We start from the raw sequence: 6,226 nt of genomic DNA, 5'->3' as shown, positions 1-6,226 counted from the left end.
AGAAAAATTAATAAAGAGAGTTTTGAAGTAAACAACCACGGTTGTTTACTTTTTATTTACCCATCTTTTAAAAATATTGAATTTAAATCTTTAATGTTATAATGTAAGTATAAATTTGCAACACTACCGGGGAAGGAGTATGCAACTTGGATAAAACAAACAAAGACTATAATGCATTAAAAGAACTCGTTTTACATATTCACGAAGCAACAGCATTACAAATCAATATTGACAAGAAAAACGAACAAATCAATGATTTAAAACAAGTTAATATTGATTTTAATCATCCTGAGTTTCCTTACTATAAAGCAAAAAACACTTTAGAAGAAACCATTCAAAAAACTACCATACTCAAAGTGATTACCGCAATGGTGTTAAATAGTACCATTGGAATAATTTTTGCATCTATACCGTTAATAATAAGCTATAATCTTGCCACGAACGATATCATTGCACCTGGTAATGAACGGCTCTTTATTATTGGTAGCATTATTTTAGGTGTGATTATTTTTGTTGTACTTATGCTTGTTATTCCGAAAAAACTATGGACACTACAAACTAAAATTAAACGCATCATTTTAGTTAAAAAAAGTGAACCTAAAATAGAACAAGCAAAAGAAGCTGCTATTAAACTTGTAGAAGCCTATCATGGAAAAATCCAGGATAAGGTTGTAATGTTACAAAAAGGGATTAAGCAGGATGAAAAAGAATTATCAAAACATCAACAAAAAATTGAAAAAAGTACAATCCTTCATCAAAAATACTATAAACACATCGATTTAATTTTTGACTATTTTGACACCAACAGAGCTGAAACGGTTAAAGAAGCCATTAATCTACTGGAAAATGAAAGAAAACAAGATTTTTATTTTGAAAGATTATTGTACGCATTAAAACATAAAGATTTAACCGTTGATCAACTAAAAGATAGTGAATTTAATATTAATGAAAAACTTTTAGAGATTCAAAAAGAAAAAGAACTAACACAAGTTAGCTTGTCCGATTTAGAACTAGAAAAATCAGAATCCCATTTAGATGAAACACTAATTAGTGAGGTGTTAGAGTCTCAAGAAAATGAGTTAGGTAATTTAGATAAAGATGAATCTATTCAACTTGAAGAAGATCCACAAGAACCCGATATAAAACCAATCAGCGAAGAAAATGAAATCGTTAAAGAAGAAGTACCTAAAACTAAAAAAAAGCCGCCTAAAAAAGCAACTGATAAACCAAAAGTACAAAACGAAGAAGATTTAAAGTCATAGTGTAGCTAGGGGAAGGGCTATGAATTTAAGCGATAAGCAAAAACTTTTTAGGCGATATAGTATTATCATCATTGGGATATTTATAGTGTATATTTTTACTATGGTTAGTGTATATAACACCATCAACACTGAAAAAAACAACTATATTAATACGCAGCAAACAAACTTTTCTGATGCGGTGAATGCAACCAATGTTAGTTATAAAAACTTTACTGACTATGTTTATGCGGATTTAATTACATCGACAAACTTATTAGAAAAATTAAACGAAGTTGCTTTAGCTAATGAGTTGGAAAAAACAACGATTAGGAATGAACTCTATGTTTCTTTACTAGATATATACGAATTACTACTCGAATCAAATATTCACCAACTTCATATCCACTTACCAAGTGGTGAAAGTTTTTTAAGATTTCATAATCCTACAGAGTTTGGTGATTATTTATTTGATATAAGAGAAACCGTAAGAATAGCCAATACAGAACGCGTATTTGCTTCTGGATTTGAAGAGGGTAAAACATTTTCTGGTTACCGATTTGTGTATCCATTGTTTTATGAAGACACCCATGTTGGGAGTATTGAAATTTCTCTTTCAATCGCGACTTTAATGGAAACATTTTACAATCTATTTCCAACTAGAGATAATTTTTTCTTATTAGATAAAGCACTCATCCAAGAGGTTTCATTTGAAGATTATTTAATTTATTATTCTGATTGTATTATTTCAGATAACTATGTAGTTGACAACATTGTGAATAATCAATTCGATGATTTAAGGTATCATTTCGATAAAAGTAGCTACGATCATTTTTTTACAGTCCATCAAGCTAATCTAGCCTTGTTAATGGAGCAAAAAGCGGATTTTTATTATTATACAGAATATCAAGGCAAAAATTATATCCTATTATTTCAAGACCTTCGTAATGTTAAAAACAACCATGTTGGCTATATGGTAATCATTTATGAAGACAACTTATTAATAACTTATAGCAATCAATTACGGATTTCAGCCACATTCATCACAGGATTCTTCTTAGCATTAATCGTAATGTTTGTCATATACGGCATTGATAAATTAAAACTTCAAGACTTATCCACTAAAGATACCCTAACAGGCATATCTAACCGTTTCTACTTTAGAAAAATTGCTAAAATTGAGTTAGAAAAAGCACGTAGATATAATAAAGAATTAAGCATTATTATGTTAGATATAGACTTTTTCAAACATATAAATGATAATTACGGTCATAAAAAAGGCGACGAAGTTTTAAAAAACCTGGTCCAAGCGATTCAATCTAAGATTAGAATTACAGATATATTTGCTAGATGGGGTGGCGAAGAGTTTGCCATATTGCTTCCAGAGACAGATTTAAAAAAAGCGGTTATAGTCGCTGAAAAACTACGCGTCCATGTTAAAGGCATTTCACTAATTGAAGAAGAAATTATAACCGTAAGTTTTAGAGTAAGTGCTTATAATCCAGATATAGAAACAGTGGATCAACTTATAGGCTTATCAGATGAAGCATTGTATCGCGCTAAAAATAGCGGTAGAAACTGTGTTAAAACTTAAAAATCCCTTATTGGGATTTTTTTAAGCATTTTATAAGTATTTTAAAAAGAAGTAGTGTATTGTATTATTACTATTAATATTGAGAATAGGTCTAAACCAAAGGCTTATTAAATAGTAATTCATTATTATTGACATTCAATGTTAAATAGTATATATTTATTTCACAAACACATAGTATAGTTATATATTAAGCCAAACCTAGAGCAATCTAGCGACAGAAAACTACAGGGTCTAATAATAGATAGCCAGTTGCATACTTTTTGCAGAGGGCTTTTTTTATAGAAATGTGCTATAAAGTTTAGAATTCAAGCGATTTTTAGCAAAGTAAAAAACTTGACATTGATACTAAAATTAAATAAAATGTAAATTAGTTATACTAATAGCTATCAAATGATAAAGCCAAACTTAGAGTGATCTAGGGACGGAAAACTATAGGGTCTAGAAAATAGATAGCCAGTTGCCAAGCGCAATTGGCTATTTTTATATATAGAAAAAAATAAATATGGAGGATACATATGAAAAAAAAATTAGGCGTATTATTTTTACTAGTAGTACTATTTAGTGGTTCAGCGTTTGCATTTGCATGGTGGGACAATTTAGAAACGGATGAAACCGTAACGATTGGTGTAGGTCAAGGGGTAACTTTAAATGTTACAGTTGGTTCACAAACAACAGGGAACTTAGTCCCATCAGGTGTTGTTGAAAAAACTGGTGATGTTACAGAAGTAGTATTAACTTATAATGTTGTATTAAGCACTGCAACTACAGATCCGTTAAACTTAACGGTTGAAGAAAGCAATGTTTTAATAGATAACTTAGCAACCTATAGTTCTTTAGTTAATATCGTTATTTCAGCACCAGCAACGATTTCAGATACTTCAGCAGTTGTTACAATTACCGTAACCTTAACTTTACCTGCTAATCAAACTGAATATGATGCGGTAGCTAATAAAGATATAACTTTTGATTTAACATTTACTGCAACACCATAACAACATAGTTAAGGGGTTAGCGATATGAGCGCTTATTTAATATCAAACAAGAAACGCATCCCCATTTTAATGTTATTAATACTGATGCTTATCGGAAGTCGTGTAGCTTTTGCTTTTTGGGATAATACAACACAGGTAATTAATGATAATGAAATTGTTCTTGGAGAAGGGGCAATATTAACCGTTAACAAACAGGTAACTTCACCAAAAATACTAGTTCCAAAAGGGAATTTCAAAGGGATTAACGAAGTGGATGAAATTATTATTAGTTATCACGTTTATTTCAATAAAGAAGGCATACTAAAAGTTACTGTGGATAAGGATTCAATAAGTATAGGTGATGGGGAACATCCATTTAACGATATAGTAATACTACAAATTTCTAGTATCTCTACATTTGAAAATGAAGAAGCACACCTAGAAGAAATTACGCCATTTTCTTTACAACGTAATGAAGATGGACGCTATGAAGTTACGATTTATTTCAGGGTTTTCCTCACAAAACTCGCAAACCAAGAAGACTATCAAATTGCTTATGACTTATTAAAAGGGCAAACCATAAGTTTTGATATCGTTTTTGAAGCACTACCAATAAACTAAAAAAATAAAAAATGGAGAACAAAATTATGTTAAAAAAATTAACCTTTAAAAAATCATTATTTGCATTACTATTATTATTTGTTGTTGCAGGATCTAGTCTGGCATTTGCATGGTGGGATCAACTAGAAATAGACCGTGATGAAACCATCGATTTAGGATACGGTGTCCGTTTAGAAATTGAGTCAGTAGTAGAAGATGAAAGAATTTTAGTCCCTGCAGGATCTTTTTATGCAGCGTATGAAGCAGATTATACAACGGAATATTCATTTACTTATGTCCTCAAATTAGAAGAACCATTAAAAGAGGGAATGCTTGCAAACTTAATTACTGAAATTACATCATTTGAAGTTAATGGTGTAGCTTATACAAATGTTCCAAAAGTATTTACTGTTACAATTGAAGTAGGTGCTTCAAGTTCAGAAACACTAGAATTAACAGTAGAAAATGCATTTACAGATTCAGTTAACACCGTTACAGTTTTAGTAACTATTACACTTGAACCACAATCAAATGAAGATTTAACACTTGCTGAATATAACGCTATTGCAGGTGGAGAAGTATCATTTAATATTGCATTTGAGTTAGTAAACAACGGGTCATCATTACAAGAATAGTCTTTAAGGACTGATTAGAATGAAAAATCGATCGGCATATTATTTATTTGGAATAAAATTTTTACAAGTTACCAGATTTAGACTCGCTATATTACTATTTCTTTCTTTAACAATCACTTCATCCATCGCATTTGCGGTTTGGGATAACGCCTCTGATAATGATGACAACATCATCATTATTGGTGATGGTGCTAACCTTGATGTAGTTAAAGTATTACGTGCACCTTCAAATGGTGAACGTTTAATTCCAATGAAAGCATTTAAAGGAAGTAACGACGTCTATTATTATCAATATGAATATGATATTATTTTTAATAAAGATGGCTCATTAGTCATTAACATTATAGATATTATGACAGATTCAGAATTAGAAAACCTAAGTGAACACTTTAATTTCTTTATATCACTAGATGAAACAGATTTTTATAGTAACCAAGATACCTTAACGATTATGCTTACAGAAGGTAACGCGTATTATAATGAAGTTCTTGAGGTCTTTAATTTTAAAGTGTTTATTACGGTTACAATGAATGAACCTGATAGTTTATCAGCAAAAGAAGCCTTAGCTAATCAAGCGTTAAATTTTAGTGTTCATTTTCAAGCTTTACAACCAAACGCTTAATATATAAGCAAAAGAGGGGTTTGCATCATGCCAATGCACAAAAAGACAAGTAAAAAAATGAATCTTATTAAGCTGTTAAAAGTAATTTTTACAGTCTTTCTTGTGTACATTGGTATTGCCTTAATGTTTGAGGGCATTCCTTTATTTAATCGATATCAACATTACGTTATTGTCTCTGCAAGCATGGAACCGGTTATTAATGTAGGTGATGTTGTTGTTATCAACCAAAAAGTAAACTATGAAGACTTAGCTGTAGACGATATTGTTGCGGTGAATGTTACTATCAATAACCAAGATGTTGTGGTAGTTCATTATATTCACAGTATTACAACGGTTAATGGTTCAACAACCTATTTAACAAGACCTGAAGGAGAAACAGAACCAGATTCATGGGAACTAAGCAAGGAAGATATAAACGGGGTTTATGTATTTAGAATACAAAAAGTCGGTTCTTTTTTACTATTTGCACAATCTACTATTGGTAGAATAGTCATCGTTGTTGATATTATAATTATTTACATTGTCTATAAAATGTTTTTCAAAAAAAACTAACTAATATTAAGGAA

The 6,226-nt window shown here is 30.5% G+C and carries 7 protein-coding genes and 2 riboswitches; all 7 genes read left to right on the top strand.

From position 1 onward, the window contains the following. Positions 1-146 precede the first annotated feature (146 nt). The 7 genes from ACHAJD_RS09540 (at position 147) to ACHAJD_RS09510 (ending at position 6,212) form a co-directional block, all read left to right on the top strand. Positions 147-1,262 (top strand): hypothetical protein, encoded by a 1,116-nt coding sequence (locus ACHAJD_RS09540; protein WP_435585640.1) that lies wholly within the window; start codon positions 147-149, stop codon positions 1,260-1,262. A 19-nt stretch (positions 1,263-1,281) separates the two neighbouring features. After that, on the top strand, positions 1,282-2,832 hold the full coding sequence (locus ACHAJD_RS09535; protein WP_435585639.1) for a diguanylate cyclase: 1,551 nt from the start codon (positions 1,282-1,284) through the stop codon (positions 2,830-2,832). 181 nt (positions 2,833-3,013) lie between these two features. After that, a riboswitch (cyclic di-GMP riboswitch) is annotated at positions 3,014-3,089 on the top strand. Positions 3,090-3,220: 131 nt separating this feature from the next. Then, positions 3,221-3,297, top strand: a riboswitch (cyclic di-GMP riboswitch). Positions 3,298-3,347: 50 nt separating this feature from the next. Further along, a complete protein-coding gene (locus ACHAJD_RS09530) occupies positions 3,348-3,824 on the top strand; it encodes a hypothetical protein (protein ID WP_435585638.1) in 477 nt (158 codons plus the stop codon). Positions 3,825-3,848: 24 nt separating this feature from the next. Beyond that, on the top strand, positions 3,849-4,424 hold the full coding sequence (locus ACHAJD_RS09525) for a hypothetical protein (protein ID WP_435585637.1): 576 nt from the start codon (positions 3,849-3,851) through the stop codon (positions 4,422-4,424). A gap of 26 nt (positions 4,425-4,450) precedes the next feature. Next, on the top strand, positions 4,451-5,038 hold the full coding sequence (locus tag ACHAJD_RS09520; RefSeq protein WP_435585636.1) for a hypothetical protein: 588 nt from the start codon (positions 4,451-4,453) through the stop codon (positions 5,036-5,038). A gap of 19 nt (positions 5,039-5,057) precedes the next feature. Beyond that, positions 5,058-5,660, top strand: coding sequence for a hypothetical protein (locus tag ACHAJD_RS09515; RefSeq protein WP_435585635.1), 603 nt, complete (start codon positions 5,058-5,060; stop codon positions 5,658-5,660). 27 nt (positions 5,661-5,687) lie between these two features. Beyond that, complete coding sequence (locus tag ACHAJD_RS09510; protein ID WP_435585634.1) at positions 5,688-6,212, top strand: signal peptidase I; 525 nt, start codon at positions 5,688-5,690, stop codon at positions 6,210-6,212. The last annotated feature ends 14 nt before the right edge of the window (positions 6,213-6,226 follow it).

The sequence above is a fragment of the Liberiplasma polymorphum genome, assembly GCF_043951795.1.
Classification (GTDB): Bacteria; Bacillota_I; Bacilli_A; order Izemoplasmatales; family Izemoplasmataceae; genus Liberiplasma; species Liberiplasma polymorphum.
Note: the sequence above shows the minus strand (reverse complement) of the source record. Positions and strands in the feature narration are given on the sequence as shown.